Raw genomic sequence first — 22639 nt, 5'->3', positions numbered from 1 at the left:
CGAGGCGGCCGCCCGCGACATGGTCGGTGACTACCTCAAGCTCCACGGCTTCCGCGTGTCGCTCTGCGACGGCGGGGCGGCGCTGCGTCGGGCGCTGGAGGAGGAGCGGCCCGCCCTCGTGGTGCTCGATCTCAACATGCCCGGCGAGGACGGCCTCTCCATCGTCCGCGACCTGAAGCAGCGCCTGCCGCTGCCGGTCATCATGCTCACCGCGACGGCGAGCCCCGACGACCGGGTCAACGGGCTCGATCTCGGCGCCGACGACTATCTCGCCAAGCCCTGCGAGCTGCGCGAGCTGCTCGCCCGCATCCGCGCCCTGCTGCGCCGCGCCGTGGCGCCGCAGCGTCCGGCCGGGGCCGGCGGTGCCCGCGAGCTCGTGCGCTTCGGCACCAAGATCCTCGACCTCGGCGCCCACGTGCTGCGCGACGAGGCGGGCGCCGAGCATCCCCTGACCGGTTCCGAGTTCAACCTGCTCAAGGCCTTCGCCGACAATCCGCGCCGCGTTCTCTCCCGCGACCGCCTGCTCGATCTCGCCGGCGCCCGCGACCCCGAGGCCTACGACCGGGCCATCGACGTGCGCATCACCCGCATCCGCCGCAAGATCGAGCCCGACGCCGACGCCCCCGCCTATATCCGCACCGTACGCGGCGCCGGCTACATGTTCATGCCGGACGGCGAGAAGGGCTGATCCCCGGAGCGGGTGGACATGCCCCACCCGCACCCTCCCCGCTGCGCGGGGAGGGGACTTCGACGAACTCGCTACAGCGAACCGGCCGCGCCTGGCTCTGCGGTGGAAACCGAGGCGAGCGGCCGTAGTCCCCCTCTCCTCGCGTCAGCGGGGGGAGGGTGAGGGTGGGGCCCTTACACATGCGCGGCTTCTCCTCGCGCCAGCGACGGGATCGTGCGTGTATGGCCCTTGTTTCCCCGTCCTGAAACATGCCGGCCCTTCCAGCAACGTTCGCCGTCAGGGGCCGACACGCGCCGGCAAGGCTTGAAACACGGCCCTGCGCCATTGAAACGCGGGCCCCCGCCGCGAGACACCACCACGAAAACGCTCCCCCTTACGTTCTCTTCAACCCGATGACGCCGGGCGCGCCGCTCCGATGAACCTTTTCGGCGGCCACGGCGACAGAGGGGAGACCGGCCCACGGAGGGCCGAACTGGGGGATCGCACATGAACCGGATATCGAAGTTTCTGGCTCTCGGCGGCGTGGCGGGCTTCGGCCTCGTCCTGGCTCTGGCCATGGCGCCGGATGGCCGTGCCGCCGGCTCCGTGCCCTCCCTCGCGGTGACCTTCTCGGCCGCCGACGTCGACCACGCCCACGGCGCCTTCGACGGCTTCCGCAACCGCCTCGACGCCGCCCCGCGGCGGTCCGAGACGGCGGGCCGCACCGCCGCCATCACCGGCGAGCGCGCCGACTGCGCCCGCTTCGCCTGGCCCCACATTCCCGCCGCCTGCCAGACCTCGCCGAAGGGCGAGCACCTGCGCCCCGTCCGCATGGTCGCCCTCGACCAGACCGGCCGCTGATCCACCGAACCCGCCCGGAGCCCGCCATGAACCGCCGCCTCTTCCTCGCCGCCGCCCTGTCGCTCACCGCCTCGGCCGCCTCCGCCAATCCCTTCGTCCAGACGATCATGTTCGACCCGGACACCCGTGAGCCGCTGGTCGCCCGGCCCCATGCCCAGGCCGCCGCCCGCGCTCCCGCCATCCCGCGCGAGATCGTCGCCTACAACGGCGGCCATGCCCCCGGCACGGTCGTGGTCAACACCACCGAGCGCCGCCTCTACCTGGTCCTCGCGGACGGCCGTGCCATCCGCTACGGCATCGGCGTCGGCCGCCCCGGCTTCGAATGGGCCGGCAGCCCCACCATCACCCGCAAGCAGGAATGGCCGGACTGGCGCCCGCCCGTGCAGATGCTGCAGCGCCGCCCCGACCTGCCGCGCTTCATGGCCGGCGGCCCCGACAACCCGCTCGGCGCCCGCGCCCTCTATCTCGGCTCCTCGCTCTACCGCATCCACGGCTCCAACGAGCCGCACACCATCGGCCAGGCCGTCTCCTCCGGCTGCATCCGCATGCTCAACGACGACGTCGTCGACCTCTACGACCGCGTCCGCGTCGGCACCCGGGTCGTCGTCCTGCGCTGAACCCTTCTCCTGCCGTGCATCCCGCATGACCTCCACCTCGCCCCGATGGCCCCGCCATCGGGGCTTTTTCTCGCCGGACGGGGCCTCCGCCGGCAGCCATCCGACAGCCCGCCGTCGGCCTGTGGATCACCCGGAACGGAGAGGGTGGACAGCCCCCGCGCGAGCCTCTATAAGCCGCCCCGCACTGCTGCTGATCGTCGCGAGACGGTCACATGCCGCGGTCGCCCGGGTAGCTCAGCTGGTAGAGCATGCGACTGAAAATCGCAGTGTCGGCGGTTCGACTCCGTCCCCGGGCACCATTTCTGCCTCTCCGCCGACAGATCGATCCGGATCCAGCCTGAGCCGCAACTCAGGCCGTCGCGGCATAGGTCCTCCCTGAGGAACTGGTATCGCCTTCCATCGTTCTCCTCCCGAAGCGATGGAGGCTCAGATGGCCAAGCCCGGTCCGAACCCGATGGACGGCGTCAACCCCGCAACCGAGGAGCGCCCCATGGCCGGCGACGGCCTGACCCGCCCGGAAGGGGCGGAAATCGCTCCGCCCGGCGGGCCCAGGGACAAGGACGCCGGCAAGGCGGCGACCAAGGACAAGCTGCCCCCGCCCCCCGAGGGCGACCTGTCCATGTGAGGAGGCGAGAATGGGACACCCCGAAGACGAAGTCCCCGGCGACGTGCCGCCGGATCCGGCGCGCCGTCCCGGTCAGCCGGGCGCCGAGCGCGAACAGGTGGACGACACGCCGACCTCCGACGCGCCTGTGCCGGCCGGCAGCTTCGATGAACGGCAGATCCCACTTGATCGGGTCAGGCGCGATGCCGCTCCCTCGGGGGATCCCGACGAACCTGCGCCGGACCCTGCGCCCCTCTCGGACGGGTCGATGAAATCTGGACCGGTGTGAGCGGGACAGGAGAGGCGAAGATGGCGCGTGCAGCGACGACGGCGGATTTCGCGGTGACCGCGAGCGGAGAAGTCATCCCGGCGGCGGCGAACCTTCCTGCCGACGTCGAGACCCCGCCCGCCGTGCATGAGGACGGTCCCCGGTCGACGCCCGATGAGGGCGAACCGAAGCTGCCCCCTCCCGTCGGCGGCGACCCGGACGAGCCGGATCAGTCCTTCTGACCGAAGGAATCCGGCGGGAACCGGAAGTGTGGCCGGCCTGACAGCCGTTCCGTCGGAACGTCCCGGCGATCGCGGACGGGTTGTCGGAATATGGCTGCATTGTGTTGCGCCTTGTAACAGGATGGTTTAGGCGAGGGGGTCCCACCTTACCTCCATACCCCCCGAACCACTTCCTCCATGCACAGCCCCGTTCTCTGGCGCGCCGATCTCGTCGGCCCGGTGCCCATCTCCGGCGAGACCATCGGAGCCCTGCTGGCGCGCCGCGGAGTGACCCTGTTCTGGGCGCTCGCCGGGCTCGGTGCCTTCGTCGCCGTGCTGGCGCCAGCGATCGGCTTCCTCACCTTGCCGCGCGATACCGTGGAGGGTTTCCTCTGGGGCCGCAGCATCGCCTGGGGCTATTTCAAGCATCCGCCGCTCCAGGCCTGGGTGCTGGGACTGAGTGAGCACGTCGCGCCCGGCGCGCCCTGGCTCGCCTATCTTCATGCCCAGGTGTGCGTGCTGGTGACGCTCTGGGCGGTCTGGGCTCTCGCCGTCACCATCCTCGGCCCGGCCCAGGGCGTGGTCGCCGCCTTCCTCACCCTCGCAGGCATCCACTATTACGGGCCGCCCATGGCGACCTTCACGCCCGACACGCTGTCGGCGCCGCTCTGGGCTCTCACGGGCCTCTTCTGGTGGCGGGCCGTGATCCAGGGCCGTTCGGCCTTCTGGTTCGCGCTCGCCGTCGTCGTCGCGCTCTCCGTATATGCCAAATATGTCGGCCTGCTGCTGGTGGCTGTGCTGGTCGTCCTCACCCTCGCCCTGCCCGAGGGACGGGCGCAGCTGCGCCGCCCGGCCTTCTGGTTCGCCATGGCGCTCGGCCTTGCGCTCGTCGCGCCCCATGTCGCATGGGTCGTCGAGACCGGCGGCTCCTCGCTCGTCCACGTCCTGTCCACCGACGCCACGGCCGAAACCGTCGTCATGCGCCTGTGGTACGTCCTCTGCTTCTTCGGCGCCCAGGTTCTCGTCCATGCCGGGCTCCTTGCCCTCCTGGCGATCGGCGTGGGCGTGGGCGCATCCCGGCCCCGGCCAGAACTGGTCATCGAGGGGCGCGACCCCGGCGAGCGGGACAGGGCCCTGCTCCTCGTCATGGCCTTCGCGCCGATCCTCGTGGCCCTCGTCACGAATTTCGCGGTCGGTGGCGAGTTCCGCCAGGGCCGTGGCACCGCGCTCTTCGCCTTTTCCGGCATTGCGGCCGTGGCGCTGATCGGGCCGCGTCTGGTCATCGGCCGCCTGCGCCTCGCAAGCGCCGTCGCCGTCGCCATCGTCCTGGTCCTGCCCGTGCTCAATGCCGGCCATCACTACGTGCGGCTCGCCATGGGCGCCGCCCATGTGCCGACGCTCTATCCGGCCCAGTCCCTCGCTTCCCAGCTCGAGGCGCTGTGGCGCGAGCGCACGCCGCTTCCCCTGCGCATCGTCGCCGGCGACCGCTGGCACGCCGGCAACGTCGCCTTCTACGCTCCCGCACGGCCGCAGATCCTGTTCGACGGCGACGTCCGCCTGTCGCCGTGGGTCACGCGGGAACGTCTGGCGCGCGAAGGCGCGCTGCTGGTCTGGCAGCCGGACGATGCGGTCGCTCTCGCGCGGCTGAGGCGTCTTTCTCCCGGCCTGAAACCCGACGGCCTCGTCCAGGCCGATACGGTGCTGCGGTCGGGTGCTCCCGTGGTGCTGGCCTATCGCATCATCGCCCCGCAGGACCTCGGGGCCGCGAACGCCGCAGCGTTGGCCGACCGGCCCTGACCGGCGGCCCTGCCGCTCACACCTCGGGCTTCGCCAGCCGCCCGGTCAGTTCGTAGCGCAGGCCCTCCGGCGCGAAGGTCATCTCCGCCCGGCCGGAAAAATCCGCCGGCAGGATCCGCTCCATGAGCTGCGAGCCGAAGCCCTTGTGCCGCGGCCCGGGGCAGGTGCCGCCGCCGTTCTCGCGCCAGACGAGCCGGAAGTCCTCGTCCTGAGCTTCCCAGGTCAGCGAGACGGTGCCGGCCTCGTTGCGAAGCGCGCCGTGCTTCACCGCGTTGGTGGCGAGTTCGTTGACGGCCAGGGCCAGGGAGAGTGCCTGGCGCGAGGAGAGCAGCACCGGCGGGCCCGACAGGGCGAAGCGACCCGTCCCCGGCCGGTGCGGCGCCAGCGCTCCCTCGATGACCGTGCGGATGGGCGCTGCCGTCCATTCCTGCTGGATCAGGATCGAATGGGCCTCGCCGAGCGCCGCAATCCGATCGGTGAAGCGCTCGCGGGCGGAGTCGAGCGTGTCGGCGTTGCGGAAGGTCTGGTTGGCCACCGCCGAGATCATCGCCAGGGTGTTCTTGATGCGGTGGGACAGCTCCGCGTTGATGAGCTGGCCGTTCCGCACCGCCAGCACCTTCCCGGTCGTCTCGATCACCGTGTCCATGATGCCGCAGACCTGGCCCTGCTCGTCGCGGATGGGGCTGTAACAGAAGGTGAACCAGGCGTCCTCCCGTCTCCCGCTGCGGTCGATGGACAGTCCGAAATCCTCGATGAAGACCGGTTCGCCGGAATAGGCGAGCTCCACCAGCGGTTCGATCTCATGCCAGACCTCGCTCCACACGTCCTTGAGGGGACGGCCGAGCGGAGCGGGCTTGTCGCCGAGGATTTCGCCGAAGGCGTCGTTGTGCAGGGTGATCTGGTCCGGGCCCCAGATGATGCACTTCGGGAAACGGGAGCTCACCATCATGCCCACCGCGATTCGCAGCGCGGCCGGCCACCCCTCGATGGCGCCGAGGGGCGTCGTGGACCAATCGAAATCGCGGATGGCGGCACCCATCGCGCCGCCGCCGTCGAGGAATTGCAATCGACTCAATAGGGCTCCCCCGCCTCGCAGCAGCACTCCAACGCGCGAGAGTGCGCCGGGTTCCCCGGGGGGTGGAGAAAAGGCGGGGTGGCTCAGCGGGTGATGCGGACGTTCTGCAGCGACAGGGCGATGTTCTTGAACACGTCGGAAAGCGACTGCCGGTCGCGGGCGTCGAAGGCATGGGCCGGGGAGGTCGCGCAATTGCGCATCGCCGCCGACGCGGTCGCATCGTTGCCGATGTCGAAGGCCACCGTGAAGATCTCGATGTTCTGCTGCTTGGCGTAGGTGCAGATCGCGTTCATGTCCGTGTAGGTCTGGGCGATCTGGGCGGCCTGGTTGGCGGCGTTGCCGTTGGGAGCGAGATGGCGCCCGTCGGCGGCGTTGAAGCGCAGCGTGTTGGCGCCGTCCGTCATCAGCACCATGACCTTGCGCGGGCGGCGGTTGGCCGCGTCGTAGGCGGCGGCTTCGGTGAAGGGAGCGCCGGGCGACAGCACGTTGAGCCCCCAGATCAGGCCGGAGGGGATGTAGGTGGAGGGCCGGTAGTTGCCGACGTTCACCACCATGCCGCGGATCGCCGTGGTCACCGTCGACTGGTTGGAGGTCAGCGGAACGATGGGGTTGAGGCAGTTCTGGCTGGTCGCGAGATAGCCGGGATAGCGGACCGTCGGCTGGGTGTCGTTGAGGCGCAGCGTTCCGGTCGTCCGCGAGCCGACGCAGCCGTACCAGCGGTAGCGGGTCGTGCCGCCGCCCGAGCAGGATTCGTAAGGGGGCACCGTCTCGTCCCGGCAGGTCGAGGGCGTGCAGTCGTAGCTCTCGGAGCGGCCGTCGACGACGCGGGTACAGGTCCTCGCCGCACCCCTCGTGCAGACCGAGCGCGTCGTCCGGGTGGTGCAGGTGCGCTGGCTCGTCGTGTCGTAGTCCGCCGGCACGTTCAGCCAGCTGGCATTGCGGTTGGCGGTGCCGACGTTGACGTAGTCGGCATAGGGCACGACGCCGATCTTCACGTCGGCGTTGGGGTCCGACTTCAGCGTCGTGACGAGCTCTTCCGCCGACTGCTTCAGGGCCACCAGCTTGTCGCCGGACATCGACCAGGTGTTGTCGAGCACGAGCACGAGCTCCGTCGTGCCGTTGAGGCCGCGGATGGCCTTCGCCTCGGCCTGGTAGTCGAGGCGCGAGATGCCCGCCAGCGCCATGAAGGTCGTGTCGATGGTGCCGCTGACCTTTAGCGTCACCTCGCGCTGGTCGGCCCGGTAGGCGAATTCGGTGATACGCGAGCCGTCCGCGTTCGTCCCGCGCAGGTTGGCGGTGGCGTTGCTGTTGGCCACCTGCCGCATGCTGGCCTCCGTCTCCAGCCGCGAGGAGGCCGCGGCGAGCGCCGCCGCATCGGCTGCCGCCTGCGCCGCAGTGCGCGCCGCCGAAAGCCGCGAGAAGTCGATCCCGGCGCCAATGACGAGGAAAACCGGAACGGCGCAGATGGCGAAGAGCACGGCGACGACGCCCGAGGTGTCCCGGCCGGCGCGGCCGAAAAGGGCGGCGAGGCTCTGGATCAGTCTCTGGGCGGTCATGAGGCCTCACGACAGTAGGGGAACGTCCCCCATCGCTACAGGCCGCGCTTGAAAATTCCCCTAAAGGATACAGTGAAACAGGCCGATCTCCGGCGTTGGTAAACGAATCCTCGGCGCCGCGGCGCCCCGTCTACTCGTCGAGCAGGCAGATCGACTTCAGCCGCCGGGCGTGGCGGGAGATCGGGGTCACGTCATAGGTCTGTTCCACCGCCGGGAACTTGATGAACACCTGTGCCGCCCCTGCGATGTCGGCGAGGAACAGCGTCGCGAACCGCGCCGTGACGAAGGCGGAATTGCGCGTGACGCGCCAGCGGATCGGCTTCGGCGGCCCGTTGTCGACGCTGTAGGAGCCCTCGAACTGGCCGTCGGGGACCTCCGGCAGCCGGTAGCCCGGCGAGAAGGAGACGAAGGCAGCGCCGGCGCTGCAGAGCAGCGTCAGCCGCTCGCCGGAGCTGCGGTAGGACATCTCGATCGAAGGCCCCGACCCGCTCGTCTCCTGCAGCTCGCGCACCCGCCACTCCGCCCGCGACGGCCCCGCCGCCAGGGCGGCGACCAGGACGACCAGTCCGATGGGGAGGCGACGCTGCGGCATATCACAATCGTGAAATGGATGTTACGGCGGACCGCATCGATCTGCCGGCAATGGAGACGTGGAAGAGAGAGGGCACCACCAGTCGATCGAGACACTTCGCCGCCCGGGGAGGGTGCGACGAAGTGTTGCACGACGTTTCTGCACTGGGAAACGCGGGAAGACAAGAGACAGGACAGGTGGCGACGGCGCGTCGGCCTCCCGTCACTCACATGCGGCTGCCAATACCTCCATCACGCCCGCCGCGAAGTCACTCCGCTCCTGCCGCGTCGAGCTTCGCCATGTCTTCGGCGCCGAGGGAGAGGGACGCCGAGGCGATGAGGCTCTCCATCTGCTCGGCCGTCGTGGCGCTGGCGATCGGCGCAGTGACCGCGGGCTTGTGCATGAGCCAGGCGAGGGCGACTTCCGCCTGTTTCGCGCCATGGGCCTCGGCCACCTCGTCGAGCGCCTTCAGGATGAGGAACCCGCGCTCCGTGAGGTAGGGCTTCACGCCGCGCTCGCCCCGCGGGCTCTTGCCGAGGTCCGCCTCCGACCGGTACTTGCCGGACAGGAAGCCCTTGGCCAGCGAGAAGTAGGTGATGACGCCGATCCCCTCCGCCGTGCACAGATCCGCCAGCGGGCCCTCGAACTTCGCCCGGTCGTGCAGGTTGTACTCGGGCTGCAGCACCTCGTAGCGCGCCAGGCCGTGGTCCTTCGCCGCCGCGAGGGAGGCCTTCAGCTGGTCGGCGTCGAGGTTCGAGCAGCCGATGGCGCGGACCTTCCCCGCCTTCACCAGCTTCGCATAGGCATCCAGCGTCTCCTCGTAGGGCGTCTCCGGGTCCGGCCAGTGCGACAGGTAGAGGTCGATGACGTCGGTCTGCAGACGCCTGAGCGATGCTTCCACCGCCTCTGGGATGTAGCGCGCCGAAAGGCCCTTCTTGCCCTCGCCCATGGGCGAGCCGACCTTGGTGATGAGGGTGATCCGGTCCCGCGTGCCGTGCGCCTTCATCCACTTGCCGATGATCGTCTCGCTCTCGCCGCCGACGTGGCCGGGCGCCCAGGCGGAATAGACGTCGGCGGTGTCGACGGCGTCGAAGCCGGCGTCGACGAAGCGGTCCAGCAGGGCGAAGGACGTCTTCTCATCCGCCGTCCAGCCGAAGACGTTGCCGCCGAACACCAGCGGGGCGATGGCGAGGCCGGTGCGGCCGAGGGGGCGGCGGGTGCGCGGCGGGCTCTGGGTCATGGCGGTTTCCTCGGCGGCGTTCGATGACGGGCGGCGAGAGTAAACCCGGCCCGCCGGTCGGGGACAGGCGGCACGCCCCATTCTGTCAGCATGGCAGACCCGCGAGGCGCCGGGCGAGGGATCATCGGGCTTTGCGGGAAGCCCGCCATGCTGCCAGCTTTCGGGTGGCCCGCATCCTATCCCCGGTCTATGCCGGGCCGGCCCCACGGTGATCCATGCCTCCTCGCCCTGAAAAGCTCTCCCTCCGGCAGGCCCGCCGCATCGCGGTGGCCGCCCAAGGCTTCGACCTCGACGGCCTGTCGCGCCGCGAGAGCCATGCCGGCGAGCGCCGCCGGCTGAAACGCATGGCCGAGAGCCTCGGTGTCATCCAGATCGATTCCGTCAATGTCGTCGCCCGCGCCCACACCCTGCCGGGCTTCTCCCGCCTCGGGCCCTACGACACCGCCGACCTCGACGCGCTCGCCTACGGCGGCCGCCGCCGCGCCCTCTTCGAATATTGGGGCCACGAGGCATCCTACCTGCCGGTGGCGCTGCAGCCTCTCTTCCGCTGGCGGATGGAGCGGGCCCGCCGCGGCGAGGGCATCTATACGGGCCTCGCCCAGTTCGGCCGCGAGCGCGCCGACCTGATCGAGGCCGTGCGCCGCGAGATCGAGACCGACGGTCCGAAGGCCGCCGGCGAGCTCTCCCACGACCACCGGGGCGAGGGCGGCTGGTGGGGCTGGTCCGAGGGCAAGCGGGCGGTCGAATGGCTGTTCTGGGCCGGCATCGTCACCACAGCCACCCGCCGCGGCGCCTTCGAGCGGGTCTACGACCTGACGGAGCGCGTCCTGCCGCGCCCCGTGGTCGAGACGCCCACCCCGCCCGAGCCGGAGGCGCTGCGCGAACTCGTCCGCCTCTCATCCCTCGCCCTCGGCATCGCCACCGAGCGCTGCCTGCGCGACTATTACCGCCTCGGTGTCGCCGGCGCCCGGCAGGCGGTGGCCGAGCTCGTCGAGAGCGGTGATTTGATCCCTGTCACGGTGGCGGGCTTCCGCAACACCGCATACCTTGCGAAAGACGCGCGCTTTCCGCGCCGGGTCGAGGCCCGCGCCCTGCTCGCGCCCTTCGATCCCCTGGTCTGGCAGCGCGAGCGCACCGAGGCGCTTTTCGGCGCCCGGATCCGCCTCGAGATCTACACGCCGGCCGACAAGCGCTCCCACGGCTACTACGTCCTGCCCTTTCTGCTCGGCGACACGCTCGCCGCCCGCGTCGACCTCAAGGCCGACCGCGCCCGCAGCCACCTCCTGGTCCTCGCCGCGCATCTCGAAGAGGGGGCCAACGCCGCCCTGGTCGTCGAACCGCTCCTCGCCGAGCTGAGGCTCATGGCGCGCTGGCTGGGCCTCGAAGGCGTCGCCGTCGCGCCACGGGGCGACCTCGCGGCCCCACTGGCGGCCGCTCTCGCGTCCATATCTCTCAGGTTGTAGCCGTGTATCAGTAACAACCCTAGATTTTAGATAGAACAGTTAGCGACTACTCCTGGTTGCATTGCCAGCAGGAGGAGCGCGCACATGCATCACGGACAGAAGGGCACGATCGAAGTCGTGGGCGAACGCGAGGTCGTCGACGATACCGCACGCTCGTCATCCGACCCGGGCTTCCGCTTCGGTCGGATCTTCCACGGCCTTCCGCCGTTCCGCCCGACCGACACCTCCCTCAAGGCCCTCGGCGCGGAGATGACCAGGCCCTTCACGCCCCCGGGCGGCAACATCTCGGCTCTGCCGGCGGGCTACACCTATTTCGGCCAGTTCATCGACCACGACATGACCAAGGACGACACGGCGGCGGACCCCGACGTCGCGCCGGAGGTCGGCGAGGTCCCCGACAACATGAAACAGGCCCGGTCTCCGAGCCTCGACCTCGACAGTCTCTACGGCAGGCCGAAGGGCGCCGACCCCATCCTGATGCAGGAGGACGGCATCCGCTTCCGCTTCGGGCCGACCACGGCGACGCCGGGTGACTCGCCCTTCACGGGGCCGCCGTCCGACCGGGTCTTCGATCGCGGCGACGTGCCCCGCAGCAACCTGCCCGCCGACCGGGGCAGGGCGCTGATCGGCGACCCCCGCAACGACGAGAACCTGATCGTCCAGCAGTTCCATCTCGCCATGCTGAAGTTCCACAACAAGGTGGTCGATGCCCTCGAAGCGGCAGACCAGGGCCTCGCCGCCGGCGACCTCTTCGACAAGGCGAGGACACTGACGACGCTGCACTACCAGTGGCTGGTGCTGAACGATTTCGTCCGCCGGATTGTCGACCCCCAGACCTTCGCGGCCGTGATGGGTACCGGCGATCTCTCGGGCGCCGACACCGTGAGGGTCAACCCGCTGGTCTTCCGGATTTCCGTCGCCCAGATCCCGCCCATGCCGCTCGAATTCTCGGGCGCTGCCTACCGTCTGGGCCACTCCCTGGTGCGGGAAACCTATGCCTGGAACATGTTCTTCAAGCCGGGAACGTCGTTCGAGCAGTTCTTCCGCTTTACCAACCTGTCGGGCCAGATCGGCCGGAGCGACGGGCTCCCCACCTTTCCATCGAACTGGCTGGCCGACTGGCGCCAGATGTTCGAACTGGAGACGGTTGCAGGGTTTCCCCCGTTCACCCGCGGAACCGCTGCGGGACAGGTGCCGCTGAACCTCGCCCGCAGGCTCGACACCCATCTCGCGCCGGTCCTCGGGCAGCTGCCGTTCAACGGGGGCAACCTTGCCTCCCGCAACCTCGTCAGGGGGTCGCGTCTCGGCCTGCCCTCCGGACAGGACATCGCCGCGGCGATCGTCCGGGCGGGGGACCCCGCGGCGGCACCGATGTCTCCCGCCGACATGCTGAAGGGCCTGCCGGCGGAGGCGCAGGAGGTCCTCGTCCGCTTCGAGTTTCACCAGAAGACGCCGCTGTGGTTCTACATCCTGAAGGAGGCGGAGAACGCCGGCGGCGAGCGGCTGGGGCCGGTGGGATCGCGCATCGTGGTCGAGACCTTCCTCGCCCTGATCCGCGCCTCCATGGTCTCGATCTTCACGGCCAGCGCCGCGCAGCCCGACGACCTCAAGGTCTTCAACCCCGCGGCATCCGCCGTGACGATGCCGGGCGGCGAGCCCATTGTCAGCATCCCGCATCTTCTCGCCTTCGTCGGCGACGTGGACATGCTGGGGGACGCCCTGCTGCCCGCGGCCTGACCTGCCCGAACGGCGGGCTTTGCGACCCTCGGCCCGGCACGGACAATGCGGGACCGAGGAGCTCCGCCATGACCACCAGCCGCATCCGCGACCGCATCGCCGTCACCATCGAGGGTGGCGTCGCCGATATCCGTCTCGACCGCCCCGACAAGATGAACGCGCTCGACCGTGCCATGTTCGACGCACTGATCGAGGTGGCGGCCCTGGTCCGCGACACCAAGGGGGTGCGGGCCGCGGTGCTCTCCGGCGAGGGTCGCGCCTTCTGCGCCGGCCTCGACTTCGGCTCCTTCGCCGCCATGCAGGCGGGCGGCGACGGCAGCCTCTCCGACCTCGTCTCCCGCACCCACGGCATCGCCAACCGGCCGCAATATGCCGCCTGGTGCTGGCGGGAGCTCCCCGTTCCCGTCATCTGCGCCGTCCACGGCGTCGCCTATGGCGGCGGCCTGCAGGTGGCGCTGGGAGCCGACCTGCGCTTCGCGACGGCGGATGCGAAGCTCTCGGTCATGGAGATCAAGTGGGGCCTGGTGCCGGACGTCGCCGGCACGCAGCTCCTGCGCCACCTGTGCCGCGACGACGTGGTGCGCGACCTCACCTATACCGGCCGTTTGGTGACCGGCGAGGAGGGGCTCGCCCTCGGCCTCGTGACCCGCATCGAGGCCGACCCGCGGGGCGCGGCGCTGGCTGCGGCACGTGACATCGCGGCGAAGAATCCCGCCGCCATCCGCGCCGCCAAGCGCCTGCTCAACGCCGCGACGGTGGTGGGTCCGGCCGAGGGCCTGATGATGGAATCGGTGGAGCAGCAGGCGATCCTCGGTTCGCCCAACCAGGTGGAGGCCATCGCCGCCAACATGGAGAAGCGGCCGCCGCGTTTCGCGGACTGAGCCTCACCGTCGCGCCGCCTCCGCACGGCTGACCGAAAGCTCTCCACGTCACCCCCGGCGAGCCCGCAGCGCGAGGGAAGGGGGTCCGGGGGCCTGCCGCCGCCTTTCCGTCATGCCCGGGCTCGTCCCGGGCATCCACGACTTGACCATCGCCGTCTGAAGGGAATTCGTGGATGCCCGGCACGAGGCCGGGCATGACGCGAACAAGTTCCGTCGGCCCTGACATCAAACGCAACAACCGCCCGCTCCGTTCGCGCCCGCCACGCACCCGCCATGCACAGGCGCGCTGGACTTCGCCGCGGTGCGGCAGTGTTATGCGCGCTTCTCATTCGACCCTCGAGGGCATCATGGACAACCGAAGCGACCTGTGGCGGCAGGTGGACGCGGCATCAGGCCGCCTCATCGAACTCTCCGACCGGGTCTGGGGCATGCCCGAGGTCTGCTACACCGAGGCGCGCTCCTGCGCCGAGCACACCGCCCAGCTGAAGGCGGAGGGCTTCCGCGTCACCGAGGCCGTCGCCGGCATCCCGACCGCCGTCATGGGCGAGGCGGGCGAGGGCGGCCCCGTCATCTGCTTCCTCGGCGAGTATGATGCGCTGCCCGGCCTCAGCCAGGAGGCGGGCGTCGCCGAGCATCGCCCGGTCGAGGCCGGCGGCCACGGCCACGGCTGCGGCCACAACCTCCTGGGGTCGGCGGCGCTGCTGGCTGCCACCGCCATGAAGAACTGGCTGGCCGAGAACGGCATCCCCGGCCGTGTGCGCTACTATGGCTGCCCGGCCGAGGAGGGTGGCGCGGCCAAGGCCTTCATGGTGCGCGCCGGCGCCTTCTCCGACGCGGACGTCGCCATCACCTGGCATCCCTCGAGCTGGTGGGAGGTCGCCCCGCCGCTCTCCCTCGCCAACACCCGGGCCGACTTCATCTTCACGGGCAAGGCCTCGCACGCCGCCGCCTCGCCCCATCTCGGCCGCTCCGCCCTCGACGCGGTCGAGCTGATGAACGTCGGCGTCAACTACATGCGCGAGCACATGCCCTCGGACGCGCGCGTGCACTACGCGCTCCTCGACACGGGCGGGATCGCGCCGAACGTCGTGCAGGCGCATGCGCGCGTGCGCTACTCGATCCGCGCCCGCGACCTTCCCGGCATGCTCGAACTCGTCGAGCGGGTGAAGAAGATCGCCCAGGGCGCCGCCCTGATGACCGAGACGAAGATGGAGGTGAAGATCATCTCCGCCGTCTCCAACATCGTCGGCAACACGCCGCTGGAGCAGGCGCTCCAGGGCGTCATGGAGGACCTCGGCCCGCCGCATTTCGACGAGGACGACAAGGCCTTCGCCCAGCGCATCCAGGCGACCCTCACGCCCCAGGACATCGCCAGCGTCTACCGCACCATCGGCCTCGAGCCGGAGGACAGGCCGCTCGCCGACTTCACCGTGCCTCTGGACGCCAAGCGCAACCCGCTCATCGGCTCCACCGACGTCGGCGACGTCAGCTGGGTGGTCCCCACTGTCCAGGCCCATGCGCCCACCGTCGCCGTCGGCACGCCCTTCCACACCTGGCAGGTGGTAGCCCAGGGCAAGATGCCCGCTGCCCACAAGGCCATGGTGCAGGTGGCGAAGGCCATGGCCGCCACTGGTGCGGCCGTGCTTACCAATCCCGATCTGATGGCCGCGGCCAAGGCCGACCTTGCGCGGCGGACCAAGGCGACGCCCTATGTCTGCCCGATCCCGGACGAAATCGGGCCGCCCCTCACCATGTCCGCCGGCTGAGCCGCAACCACGCCCCCGAAAGGTCTTCCGATGATCCGCTTCTACTTCAACGGCTCTCCCAACCCGACCAAGGTCGCGCTCTTCCTCGAGGAGAGCGGGCTCCCCTATGAGCCCGTCGCCGTCGACACCCGCACGGGCGCCCAGTTCGCGCCGGACTATCTCGCCATCAATCCCAACGGCAAGGTGCCGGCCATCGTCGACGGCGACGCCGTCGTCTTCGATTCCAACGCCATCCTGCTCTATCTCGCCGAGAAGAGCGGCCAGTTCGTGCCCGCCGCTTCCGACGCCAAGGCCCGCGGCGAGCTCCTGTCCTGGCTGATGTTCGTGGCCACCGGCATCGGCCCCTATTTCGGCCAGGCGGTGCATTTCCGGCACTTCGCCCCCGAGCCGGTTCCCTATGCCCACGAGCGCTACCAGTACGAGGCCGACCGCCACCTGAAGGTGGTCGAGGCCCATCTCGCCGGCCGCGAGTGGATGGTGGGCGGCGCCTATTCCATCGTCGACATGGCGCTGTGGGGCTGGATCCGCATGGTGCCCTTCGTCCTCGGCGACGATGCCTGGGCGCGCTATCCGAACGTCAAGAAGCTGCACGACGCCGTCTCCGCGCGTCCCGCCGCCGCCCGTGCCGTTGCCCTGAAGGACCGCTTCACCTTCAAGGCGCAGATGGACGAGGAGGCCCGCGCCATCATGTTCGGTCACCTCAAGAAGGCCGGCTGACAAACATTCGGTCGCGGCCGCATCCCGCTCCTGCCGTTCGGCCTATTGCGAGGGCCGGGTGCGGGGTGAATGCTGGCCGCGACCTTCATTCATCGGGACTTCCGCATGGCCAGTGAGCCGATCCCCGCCCCACTGGCCGCCTTCGCCGGGGCAAAGCCGCCGGCGCCCGCCTGGTTCGACCGGGCGGTGGCGATGGAGCCGGAGCGCTTCACCCACCAGGGCGCTGGCGTTACCATCGAGACGCTCGCCTGGGGCGAGCGCGGCAAACCGGGCCTCATGCTGCTGCACGGCGGCTCGGCCCATGCCGACTGGTGGAGCCACCTCGCGCCCTTCTTCGCCGAAACCCATCGCGTCGTCGCCCCGTCCTGGTCGGGCATGGGCGGGTCGGACTGGCGGCCCGCCTATACGATGGACGACCTGATGGGCGAGATGCTCGCCACCATTGACGCGACGGGCCTCGCCGAGGGGCCGGTGAAGCCGGTCGTCGTGTCGCATTCCTTCGGCAGCTTTCCCGGCATGGCCTTCGCCGCCACCCACGGCGAGCGCATCGGCGGGCTGATGACCATCGATTCGCCCTTCCTGTCGAAGGAGATGCGGGCGAAGCGCGACTTCGGCCGACCGCCTTCGCGCGAGCCGCGCGACACCCTTGTCTACGACACCTTCGAACAGGCGCTGGCGCGCTTCCGGCTGATGCCGGCACAGACCGCCGACAACCTCTACATCGTCGACGCCATCGCCCGCCGTTCGCTGCGCGAGGTGAAGAAGGCCGACGGGTCGAGCGGCTGGACGTGGCGCTTCGACCCCTTCATGTGGTCGCGCATGACGCGCCGCGACCCCTCGGAGGACCTCGCCGCCGCGAAGTGCCGCCTCGCCATCACCTGGGGTTCGCAGTCCGTGCTCTTCCCCGGCGAGGTGAAGGCCTACGTCCGGCAGCAGGCGCCTGCGGGCTCGCTCTTCATCGAGATTCCGGAAGCCCAGCATCACGTGCTGATCGACCAGCCGCTCGCCCTCGTCACCGCCATGCGCGCGGTGCTGTCGGCCTGGGAGGCTGAGGACAAGGCCCGCTAACGGGCGAAGACGGTCTCGGGAGGACCCAATGGGCAGGCTGCAGGGCAAGCGCACCATCGTCACGGGTGCGGCGAGCGGCATCGGGCGGGCGAGCGCCCGCCTCTTCGCCAGGGAGGGAGCCTCGGTGCTCCTCGTTGACCGCTCGGCGGAGGCGGTGGAGGGCGTGGCCGCGGAGATCCGCGCCACCGGCGCGCGCGCCATCGCCATGGCCGCCGACGCGGGATCCGAGGCCGACGTGAAGGCCTATGTCGCCCGCGCCGTGGCGGAGTTCGGCGGCATCGACGCCATCTATGCCAATGCCGGCATTTCCGGCGGGCTGACGCCCTTCTTCGACCTCACCGTCGAGACCTGGCAGGAGATCCTGCGCGTCAACCTCATCGGTCCCTTCCTCGCCATCCGGGAGGTCGCCCCGCTGATGATCGCGCAGGGACACGGCGCCATCGTCTGCACCGCCTCGGTGGCGGGCCTCAAGGCCAATGCCGGCGGCGCGCCCTATTCGGCGTCCAAGGCCGGCGTCGTCAGCCTCGTCCAGACGGCGGCCAACGCCTTCTACGGCACCGGTGTCCGCGTCAACGCGGTCTGCCCCGGCCTCATCGAGACCGGCATGACCGTCCCGATCTTCGACCATGCCCGCAAGCGTGGCAGCGAGGGCAAGCTCGGCCAGCTCAACCCCATGAACCGCCCGGGACAGCCCGAGGAGATCGCCGCCATGGCCTGTTTCCTCGCCAGCGACGAGGCGAGCTACGTCAACGGCCAGGCCTTCCCCGTCGATGGCGGCCTGTCCTCTACGCTTCCTTTCGCCGGCCAGCGCCCGCGCTGACCGCCCCCCAATCATCGCCTTGCCAGGAGTTCGCCCGTGACCGCCATCAACGAAGTCGTCGACCTTGCCACCGAGGGCCATGTCGCCGTCGTCACCGTCAATTCGCTCCCCGTCAACGCGCTCTCGGCCAATGTGCGCACCGGCATTGCCGAGGCCGTGCAGAAGGCGGGCGCCGACCCGGCCGTGAAGGCGGTGGTCATCCACTGCGCGGGGCGCACTTTCATCGCCGGTGCCGACATCACCGAATTCGGCAAGCCGCCGAAGGGCGTGCCGCTGAACGAGGTCAACGCCATTCTGGAGGCCTGCCCGAAGCCGGTGGTCGCGGCCATCCACGGCACCGCGCTCGGCGGCGGGCTGGAGCTGGCGCTCTCCTGCCACTACCGCGTCGCCGTGCCCTCCGCGAAGCTCGGCCTGCCCGAGGTGAAGCTCGGTCTCGTGCCCGGCGCCGGCGGCACCCAGCGCCTGCCGCGCCTCGTCGGCGTCGAGCGGGCGCTCGAGGTCATCGCCTTCGGCGAGCCGATGAAGGCGGAGGAGGCCGCGAGCCACGGCCTCGTCGACGCCGTGGTGGGCGAGGGCTCGCTCAGGGCCGACGCCATCGCCTTCGCCGGGAAACTCACTGCCGATGCGGCCCCGCTGAAGAAGGTGCGTGACCGCGCCGACAAGCTCGGCGCCGACCCCGCCGTCTTCGCCGCCTTCCGCAAGGCCAACGCCCGCCGCTTCCGCGGCTTCGAGGCTCCCGAGGCCTGCATCCAGTGCGTCGAGGCCGCCGTTTCCATGCCCTTCGACGAGGGCCTGAAATTCGAGCGCGACACCATCATGCGCCTGATGGTCGGCACCCAGTCGCTGGCCCAGCGCTACGTGTTCTTCGCCGAGCGCCAGGCCGCCAAGATCCCCGACGTCCCGGAGGGCACGCCCACCCGCAAGATCACCAAGGTCGGCATCATCGGCGCCGGCACCATGGGTGGCGGCATCGCCATGAACTTCGTCAATGTCGGCATCCCCGTCACCATCGTCGAGACGAAGCAGGAGGCCCTCGATCGCGGCCTCTCCGTCATCCGCAAGAACTACGAGAACACCGCCAAGCGCGGCCGCCTGTCCATGGCCGATGTCGAGACCCGCATGGGCCGCTTCACGCCGACCCTCGACCTCTCGGCGCTGGCCGATTGCGACCTCATCATCGAGGCGGTCTTCGAGAACATGGAGATCAAGAAGGAGGTCTTCGGCAAGCTCGACGCGATCGCCAAGCCGGGCGCCATCCTCGCCACCAACACGTCATACCTCGACGTCGACCAGATCGCCGCCATGACCAAGCGGCCCGAGGACGTCATCGGCATGCACTTCTTCTCCCCCGCCAACGTCATGCGCCTCCTGGAGGTGGTGCGCGGCGAGAAGACGGCGAAGGGCGTCATCGCCACCGCCATGGGCCTCGCCAAGACCATCGGCAAGGTCGGCGTGCTCGTCGGCGTCTGCCACGGCTTCGTCGGCAACCGCATGCTGGCCCAGCGCCAGCGCGAGGCGAACAAGCTGATCCTGGAAGGCGCCATGCCATGGGACGTCGACCGCGTGCTCTACGCCTTCGGCCTGCCCATGGGCCCCTTCGCCATGAGCGACCTCGCCGGCCTCGACATCGGCTGGTCGCGCGAGACCTCGAAGGGCGAGACGCCGCGCGAAATCCTCTGCGAGATGGATCGACGCGGCCAGAAGACCGGCGCCGGCTTCTACGACTACGACGAGAACCGCGTCGCCCAGGCCTCGCCCGTGACCGAGAAGATCATCCTCGACCTCGCCGCGAAGAAGGGCATCAACCGGCGGCAGATCTCCGACGAGGAGATCCTGCAGCGCTGCATCTATCCGATGATCAACGAGGGCGCGAAGATCCTCGAGGAGGGTAAGGCAATCCGCGCCTCCGACATCGATATCGTCTGGATCAACGGCTACGGCTGGCCGGTCTATCGCGGCGGCCCGATGTTCTACGGCGACACGGTGGGCCTCGCCGAGGTGCTCAAGGTGATGAAGGAGTTCGAGGGCCGCCACGGCGCCGACTTCAAGCCCTCGGCGCTGCTGGAAAAGCTCGTGGCGGAGGGCAAGGGGTTCAAGGACCTGAAGTGAGGGGAGGGGCTGACGCTCCGGCCTCGACCGCCGCTCCTGAAGGGGCGCCGCTTTCACCTCTCCTCGGTGGGGAGAGGGGACGCCGCGCCTGAGCCGGCGATTGTCGTGTTCAAGTCGTGGATGGCCGGGACGAGCCCGGCCATGACGCGATGAGGGCGGCGTCCTTGCCGACTTGGCGGGGGAACCTCCGTCATGCCCGGGCTTGGCCCGGGCATCCACGAAATCCGAAGGGCCGTGACCCACTCAAGGGCGTGCCGCGCCCGCTCACCCCGCCGCCCGCCAGCCGGCCTTCTCCAGAATCGCCGCGATCAGCTCCTGGCTCTTCAGCGCCTCGGCCCCCGACACGACGGGGTCCCGGCCCTCCTTGATCGCGTCGAGGAAGTCGGTGATCAGCATCCGGTGCCAGTCGTGGGGGAAGTCCATCACGTTGGCGCCGCCGCCGGTCGGGCCCTCCTGGCGCACCACCACGTCCTCGCGCCCGTCGATGAAGGAGACCTTCAGGGTTCCCCCCGCGAGCCAGGCCGTGCCGAGCGTGCCCATGATCTCGATGCGCTCCTCGCCGCCCGGATAGGCGGCGGTGGTCGCCTGGATGACGCCAGGCGCGCCACCCTCGAGCCGCACCAGCGCCGCGGCGAAATCCTCGGTCTCCATGCGGTGGACGGGCGTCGTCGCGGCGACCGCCGCGCTGACGGTCATGTCGCCCACAAGCGAGCGGAACAGGTCGAGCGTGTGGATCGCCTGGGTGATGAGCACGCCGCCGCCGTCGCGGGCCATCGTGCAGCGGCCCGGCTGGTCGTAATAGGCCTGCGGCCGCCACCATGGGACCGTGCAGCTCGCCGCCCCGATCGTGCCGAGCGCGCCCTCGTCGAGCAGAGACTTGAGCCTGAGCGATGCCGGCCGGAACCGGTGCTGCAGCGTAACGCCGAGGGTGAGGCCCGAGCCCTTCATGCCCGCGACGATGGCCTCGGCCCGGTCGAGGGTGATGTCGAGCGGCTTTTCCAGCAGGACGTGCTTGCGCCCCTTCGCCGCCTGCTTGACCAGCTCGAGATGCGAGTTCGGCGGCGTCAGGATCCACACCGCGTCGATGTCGCGGCTGGCGAGCACCCCCTCGACGTCGGTCGTCATCGGAAAGGCGAAGCGCTGCGCGAAGGCCTTCAGCCGCTCCTCGCTGCGTGAGGCCGCGACCACGACCTCCACCCTGTTCGACAGGTCGATGAGGCTCTTCGCATGCGGCTCCACCGCGTTGCCGAGCCCGATGATCCCCACGCGGATCCGCGCCATGCCTTCCCCCTTGAAGCTTCCGCGCCGCGTCTGCCGCGCGGCTGGGTGCGAAGTCTGCGGCAATCCCGCCCCGCGGCACAACCGCCCGCTTTGCCGCTTGCCTATGCCGCGGCGGCCATGCACTTATCGCCCCGCCTTTCGGAGCCTCCCCATGAAGAAGATCAAGATCACCGCCGGCCCCTACACCTTCGTCGCCAAGCTCGAGACCGAGGCCGCGCCGAAGACCTGCGCCGCTTTCGAGAAGGCACTGCCCTTCATCTCGGAGATCATCCACGTGCGCTGGAGCGGCGAGGGCGTCTGGATGCCTCTCGGCGACCTGAACTTCGGCGTCGACTACGAGAACGCCACCTCCTATCCGGCGCCCGGCCAGATCATCCTCTATCCCGGCGGCGTCTCGGAGACCGAGATCCTCATGGCCTACGGCCCGGTATGCTTCGCCTCCAAGGCGGGCCAGCTCGCCGGCAACCACTTCCTGACCATCGTCGAGGGGCTGGAGAACGTCCACCCGCTGGGCCGGCTCGTCCTCCTGAAGGGCGCCCACCCCATCCGCTTCGACGCGCTGTGAGCGCAAGGGGCATCGCGACGGGCGGGCGCACCATTCACGGCGCGCCACTCGGCATCCTGATGCTCGACACGCGCTTCCCCCGCATTCCCGGCGACATGGGCAATGCCGCGACCTGGCCCTTCCCGGTATTGTACCGGGTGGTGCGCGGCGCCGATCCCGAGCGCGTCGTGCTGCAGGGGGCCCGCGGCCTTCTGCCCGACTTCATCGCCGCGGCGCGCGACCTCGTCGACCTCGGCGCCGAGGCCATCACCACCACCTGCGGCTTCCTCTCGCTGTTCCAGCGCGAACTGGCCGAGGCGGTGAATGTGCCGGTCGCCACGTCCTCGCTGATGCAGGTGCCCTTCGTGCAGGCGACGCTGCCGCCGGGCCGGCGTGTCGGCGTCGTCACGGTCAGCCGGACGGCGCTGACGGAGGCCCATCTGGAAGCGGCCGGTGCGCCAGCTGACACCCCGCTCGCCGGGACGGAGAACGGTCGCGAATTCTATCCCGTCATCGTCCGGGGCGCGCGGCCGGACCTCGACGTCGCCCTGGCCGAGGCCGACATCGTCGCCGCCGGCCGCGACCTCGTCGCCCGCCATCCCCAGGTCGGCGCCATCGTGCTGGAATGCACCAACATGCCGCCCTATGCCGCGGCCCTGTCGGAGGCCGTGGGGCTGCCCGTCTACGACGTCTATTCCATGATCGCCTGGTTCCATCAGGGCCTGAGGCCGCGCCGCTTCGGCTGACACCGCCATCCCCCATCCGGCCAGGCGGCA

At 70.0% G+C, this 22639-nt stretch carries 21 protein-coding genes and 1 tRNA gene; 17 read left to right on the top strand and 5 right to left on the bottom strand.

What is annotated here, in order from left to right:
* The first annotated feature begins 19 nt into the window (after window positions 1-19).
* The 7 genes from ACT6XY_RS05715 (at window position 20) to ACT6XY_RS05685 (ending at window position 5035) form a co-directional block, all read left to right on the top strand.
* Window positions 20-688, top strand: a complete 669-nt coding sequence (locus ACT6XY_RS05715; protein WP_444747382.1) for a winged helix-turn-helix domain-containing protein — start codon at window positions 20-22, stop codon at window positions 686-688.
* Window positions 689-1174: 486 nt separating this feature from the next.
* Window positions 1175-1528: a hypothetical protein gene (locus tag ACT6XY_RS05710; RefSeq protein ID WP_444747366.1), complete on the top strand. Its 354-nt coding sequence runs from the start codon at window positions 1175-1177 to the stop codon at window positions 1526-1528.
* Window positions 1529-1554: 26 nt separating this feature from the next.
* Window positions 1555-2145: a L,D-transpeptidase gene (locus tag ACT6XY_RS05705; protein ID WP_444747365.1), complete on the top strand. Its 591-nt coding sequence runs from the start codon at window positions 1555-1557 to the stop codon at window positions 2143-2145.
* A gap of 223 nt (window positions 2146-2368) precedes the next feature.
* Window positions 2369-2444 (top strand) — tRNA-Phe (locus ACT6XY_RS05700).
* Window positions 2445-2575: 131 nt separating this feature from the next.
* On the top strand, window positions 2576-2770 hold the full coding sequence (locus ACT6XY_RS05695) for a hypothetical protein (RefSeq protein WP_444747364.1): 195 nt from the start codon (window positions 2576-2578) through the stop codon (window positions 2768-2770).
* Window positions 2771-3058: 288 nt separating this feature from the next.
* Window positions 3059-3259: a hypothetical protein gene (locus ACT6XY_RS05690; protein ID WP_444747363.1), complete on the top strand. Its 201-nt coding sequence runs from the start codon at window positions 3059-3061 to the stop codon at window positions 3257-3259.
* A gap of 177 nt (window positions 3260-3436) precedes the next feature.
* Window positions 3437-5035, top strand: coding sequence for a glycosyltransferase family 39 protein (locus ACT6XY_RS05685; RefSeq protein ID WP_444747362.1), 1599 nt, complete (start codon window positions 3437-3439; stop codon window positions 5033-5035).
* Window positions 5036-5051: 16 nt separating this feature from the next.
* Here ACT6XY_RS05685 and ACT6XY_RS05680 read toward each other — a convergent pair whose 3' ends face one another.
* The 4 genes from ACT6XY_RS05680 to ACT6XY_RS05665 all read right to left on the bottom strand — a co-directional run bounded on the left by ACT6XY_RS05680 (window position 5052) and on the right by ACT6XY_RS05665 (window position 9477).
* Window positions 5052-6110 carry a sensor histidine kinase gene (locus ACT6XY_RS05680; protein WP_444747361.1) on the bottom strand — a complete coding sequence of 353 codons (1059 nt, stop codon included), beginning with the start codon at window positions 6108-6110 and terminating at the stop codon, window positions 5052-5054.
* An 83-nt stretch (window positions 6111-6193) separates the two neighbouring features.
* Complete coding sequence (locus tag ACT6XY_RS05675; RefSeq protein ID WP_444747360.1) at window positions 6194-7666, bottom strand: VWA domain-containing protein; 1473 nt, start codon at window positions 7664-7666, stop codon at window positions 6194-6196.
* 130 nt (window positions 7667-7796) lie between these two features.
* Window positions 7797-8258 (bottom strand): hypothetical protein, encoded by a 462-nt coding sequence (locus tag ACT6XY_RS05670; RefSeq protein ID WP_444747359.1) that lies wholly within the window; start codon window positions 8256-8258, stop codon window positions 7797-7799.
* Between the two features lie 247 nt (window positions 8259-8505).
* Entirely contained in the window at window positions 8506-9477 is a 972-nt protein-coding gene (locus ACT6XY_RS05665) for an aldo/keto reductase (RefSeq protein ID WP_444747358.1), read from the bottom strand.
* A 215-nt stretch (window positions 9478-9692) separates the two neighbouring features.
* On the opposite strand from ACT6XY_RS05665, the gene ACT6XY_RS05660 reads away from it, so the two are divergent.
* From ACT6XY_RS05660 to ACT6XY_RS05625, 8 genes are all read left to right on the top strand, one after another.
* Window positions 9693-10940: a winged helix-turn-helix domain-containing protein gene (locus ACT6XY_RS05660; protein WP_444747357.1), complete on the top strand. Its 1248-nt coding sequence runs from the start codon at window positions 9693-9695 to the stop codon at window positions 10938-10940.
* A gap of 84 nt (window positions 10941-11024) precedes the next feature.
* The gene (locus tag ACT6XY_RS05655; protein WP_444747356.1) at window positions 11025-12677 is read left to right on the top strand and encodes a peroxidase family protein; all 1653 of its coding nucleotides are present in this window, start codon (window positions 11025-11027) and stop codon (window positions 12675-12677) included.
* A gap of 83 nt (window positions 12678-12760) precedes the next feature.
* The gene (locus ACT6XY_RS05650) at window positions 12761-13558 is read left to right on the top strand and encodes a crotonase/enoyl-CoA hydratase family protein (RefSeq protein ID WP_444747381.1); all 798 of its coding nucleotides are present in this window, start codon (window positions 12761-12763) and stop codon (window positions 13556-13558) included.
* Window positions 13559-13905: 347 nt separating this feature from the next.
* Window positions 13906-15324, top strand: coding sequence for a M20 family metallopeptidase (locus ACT6XY_RS05645; protein ID WP_444747355.1), 1419 nt, complete (start codon window positions 13906-13908; stop codon window positions 15322-15324).
* A gap of 30 nt (window positions 15325-15354) precedes the next feature.
* Window positions 15355-16041 (top strand): glutathione S-transferase family protein, encoded by a 687-nt coding sequence (locus ACT6XY_RS05640; protein ID WP_444747354.1) that lies wholly within the window; start codon window positions 15355-15357, stop codon window positions 16039-16041.
* A gap of 105 nt (window positions 16042-16146) precedes the next feature.
* Window positions 16147-17109: an alpha/beta fold hydrolase gene (locus ACT6XY_RS05635; protein WP_444747353.1), complete on the top strand. Its 963-nt coding sequence runs from the start codon at window positions 16147-16149 to the stop codon at window positions 17107-17109.
* Between the two features lie 28 nt (window positions 17110-17137).
* The gene (locus ACT6XY_RS05630; RefSeq protein ID WP_444747352.1) at window positions 17138-17929 is read left to right on the top strand and encodes an SDR family NAD(P)-dependent oxidoreductase; all 792 of its coding nucleotides are present in this window, start codon (window positions 17138-17140) and stop codon (window positions 17927-17929) included.
* Window positions 17930-17974: 45 nt separating this feature from the next.
* Entirely contained in the window at window positions 17975-20038 is a 2064-nt protein-coding gene (locus ACT6XY_RS05625; RefSeq protein WP_444747380.1) for a 3-hydroxyacyl-CoA dehydrogenase NAD-binding domain-containing protein, read from the top strand.
* Between the two features lie 264 nt (window positions 20039-20302).
* Here ACT6XY_RS05625 and ACT6XY_RS05620 read toward each other — a convergent pair whose 3' ends face one another.
* Complete coding sequence (locus ACT6XY_RS05620) at window positions 20303-21319, bottom strand: Gfo/Idh/MocA family protein (RefSeq protein ID WP_444747351.1); 1017 nt, start codon at window positions 21317-21319, stop codon at window positions 20303-20305.
* 151 nt (window positions 21320-21470) lie between these two features.
* On the opposite strand from ACT6XY_RS05620, the gene ACT6XY_RS05615 reads away from it, so the two are divergent.
* Together ACT6XY_RS05615 and ACT6XY_RS05610 are read left to right on the top strand one after the other, a co-directional pair.
* A complete protein-coding gene (locus ACT6XY_RS05615) occupies window positions 21471-21884 on the top strand; it encodes a DUF3830 family protein (RefSeq protein WP_444747350.1) in 414 nt (137 codons plus the stop codon).
* Window positions 21881-22609, top strand: a complete 729-nt coding sequence (locus tag ACT6XY_RS05610; protein WP_444747349.1) for an aspartate/glutamate racemase family protein — start codon at window positions 21881-21883, stop codon at window positions 22607-22609. Before ACT6XY_RS05615 ends, ACT6XY_RS05610 begins: the two co-directional genes overlap by 4 nt.
* The last annotated feature ends 30 nt before the right edge of the window (window positions 22610-22639 follow it).

The organism is Phreatobacter sp. (assembly GCF_052440005.1).
Taxonomy (GTDB): Bacteria; Pseudomonadota; Alphaproteobacteria; order Rhizobiales; family Phreatobacteraceae; genus Phreatobacter.
The sequence above is the reverse complement of the archived record's forward strand: the minus strand, read 5'-3'. Positions and strand labels throughout refer to the sequence as shown.

Excerpts from the sequence above, each read along its gene's own strand:
- ACT6XY_RS05635 (WP_444747353.1), top strand. The coding sequence starts at position 16,147 with ATGGCCAGTGAGCCGATCCCCGCCCCACTGGCCGCCTTCGCCGGGGCA.
- ACT6XY_RS05615 (WP_444747350.1), top strand. The coding sequence starts at position 21,471 with ATGAAGAAGATCAAGATCACCGCCGGCCCCTACACCTTCGTCGCCAAG.
- ACT6XY_RS05630 (WP_444747352.1), top strand. The coding sequence starts at position 17,138 with ATGGGCAGGCTGCAGGGCAAGCGCACCATCGTCACGGGTGCGGCGAGC.
- ACT6XY_RS05620 (WP_444747351.1), bottom strand. The coding sequence starts at position 21,319 with ATGGCGCGGATCCGCGTGGGGATCATCGGGCTCGGCAACGCGGTGGAG.
- ACT6XY_RS05695 (WP_444747364.1), top strand. The coding sequence starts at position 2,576 with ATGGCCAAGCCCGGTCCGAACCCGATGGACGGCGTCAACCCCGCAACC.
- ACT6XY_RS05670 (WP_444747359.1), bottom strand. The coding sequence starts at position 8,258 with ATGCCGCAGCGTCGCCTCCCCATCGGACTGGTCGTCCTGGTCGCCGCC.
- ACT6XY_RS05690 (WP_444747363.1), top strand. The coding sequence starts at position 3,059 with ATGGCGCGTGCAGCGACGACGGCGGATTTCGCGGTGACCGCGAGCGGA.
- ACT6XY_RS05645 (WP_444747355.1), top strand. The coding sequence starts at position 13,906 with ATGGACAACCGAAGCGACCTGTGGCGGCAGGTGGACGCGGCATCAGGC.
- ACT6XY_RS05655 (WP_444747356.1), top strand. The coding sequence starts at position 11,025 with ATGCATCACGGACAGAAGGGCACGATCGAAGTCGTGGGCGAACGCGAG.
- ACT6XY_RS05675 (WP_444747360.1), bottom strand. The coding sequence starts at position 7,666 with ATGACCGCCCAGAGACTGATCCAGAGCCTCGCCGCCCTTTTCGGCCGC.
- ACT6XY_RS05705 (WP_444747365.1), top strand. The coding sequence starts at position 1,555 with ATGAACCGCCGCCTCTTCCTCGCCGCCGCCCTGTCGCTCACCGCCTCG.
- ACT6XY_RS05715 (WP_444747382.1), top strand. The coding sequence starts at position 20 with ATGGTCGGTGACTACCTCAAGCTCCACGGCTTCCGCGTGTCGCTCTGC.
- ACT6XY_RS05640 (WP_444747354.1), top strand. The coding sequence starts at position 15,355 with ATGATCCGCTTCTACTTCAACGGCTCTCCCAACCCGACCAAGGTCGCG.
- ACT6XY_RS05660 (WP_444747357.1), top strand. The coding sequence starts at position 9,693 with ATGCCTCCTCGCCCTGAAAAGCTCTCCCTCCGGCAGGCCCGCCGCATC.
- ACT6XY_RS05685 (WP_444747362.1), top strand. The coding sequence starts at position 3,437 with ATGCACAGCCCCGTTCTCTGGCGCGCCGATCTCGTCGGCCCGGTGCCC.
- ACT6XY_RS05710 (WP_444747366.1), top strand. The coding sequence starts at position 1,175 with ATGAACCGGATATCGAAGTTTCTGGCTCTCGGCGGCGTGGCGGGCTTC.
- ACT6XY_RS05665 (WP_444747358.1), bottom strand. The coding sequence starts at position 9,477 with ATGACCCAGAGCCCGCCGCGCACCCGCCGCCCCCTCGGCCGCACCGGC.